Annotated in this window: 1 protein-coding gene and 1 pseudogene; both read right to left on the reverse strand. The window is 68.1% G+C overall.

Translation table 11 applies throughout. The annotated features are described in order from the left end of the window. Positions 1-1,085 (reverse strand): SNF2-related protein (locus ACZ7HQ_RS45460; RefSeq protein ID WP_471003507.1); only part of this gene is annotated, 1,085 nt, incomplete at its 3' end. Continuing rightward, a pseudogene (locus ACZ7HQ_RS45465) lies at positions 1,086-1,467 on the reverse strand (transcriptional regulator); the annotation flags it as partial. It abuts the gene before it with no gap.

Here is a 1,467-nt window from a genome sequence, read left to right on the forward strand (position 1 = left end):
AAATCGCCTCGGTCGGCAGCTGCGCGCGGAGAGAACTTGCCGATCAAGGCGTCGTAGATCTCGCGATGCAGTGGAGGCATCCTGAGCGGGCGGACGCGCAAGTCGACAGGCGGAAGCCCCAGCTCTGCCTTCGTCGTCCGGGTGTAGAGGGGGCGCAGAACCTGGCTTGCGTGGGCTAGGTCGCCACCGTCGACCGCCTGAGTGACCACGCGTCGCCCGTGGCCAGGCCAGACGAAGGACAGCAGGTTCTCCAGATCCTTCGCCCCGTTCGGCGCCGGAGTACCGCTGAGGATCATGCGCACGCGGCTGAGCGGCCCCAGCGCCATGCAGGCCGCTCCGTAGACACCCGCGCCGCCGAGCTTCATACGGTGCGCCTCGTCGAGGATGAGCATGGTCGGGGACGCTTTCAGCCACTGCGACAGGCTGGCCAGCGCCCGGTCCAGCCGCTCGTAGTTGACCAGGAGGACGTCTGCTGGTGGAGGCACCGACTTGCCGAGCACCTGTACGTCCAGAGGCGAGGAGAAGCACTCCCGCGCCTCCAGTTGCCACGCCTCGTAAGCCGACTTCGGGCTGACCACCAGCATCCGGTTGACCGTTCCCTGCTCCCGCAGGGCCGAGAACACAGCCAGAGAGACACGGGTCTTGCCGGCGCCGGGCACGCTGAAGTTGGCCCCGTGGCCGACCGAGAGCAGCCGGGCGATGTCCCGGAGCTGGAAGGGGGTGAGCGCTCCCGTCCAGGAGTCGCCCAGCAGGGCTGGCACCTCTTCCGGGGAGGCGCTCTCCTCGTCCGGCACGCCGTTGAGCAGGCGATCCGCCGTCTCGGCGGTGTCGAGCATCTCGCTGACAATGCGGCGGAAGTCGTCCTCCCAGACCACGCTCTCGGGCTGCGGCCATTCGGCTAGGGAGCCGATACTGGCCAGGAAGCTGTCCAGGGGGACAGCGGCGGACAGCCGGTCGGTCATCCGGCCGCTGGGGAAGCTGGCGATCATCTGCCCCAACTCGCCGCGCCACTCGGGCACGGTCCTGAGCGCCGCTTGGGTGCGTGTGGTGTCGAAGCCGATCACCAGGCTGGGCTGGCTGCCCACTCAGCGCGCCTTTTCTGTAGCTTCGAGAAGCCAGGCCAAGCCGTCGCCGGGCTCGCCGACAGTCCGTCGAGCTTCGATCGCCAGTTTCTCTAGTCTCTTCCGCAGTTCGACGATGGCATCGTCGAAGGCTTCCTCATCGAGACTTCGCTGCGAGCGGGAGAGGACGAGGTCCGTGACACACTGCTCGATGCTGCGGTTCGCGTCTGCGAGGCGAGCGGGAGCGGCTTGCTTGCGCTTGGTGATGCGGGCGTCGCGGCCGGCGTCGGTGATGGCTTCGTCCATCGCTTTGTGCATGCGCCTGACCTCGTCCTGCGCCGCAGCGACTACCTCCGCCGGCGCGGAGCTACCGGCTTGGGTGACCGCCCGAGCATGGAGGACGACG

It is taken from the genome of Streptomyces sp. NPDC037290 (assembly GCF_055603245.1).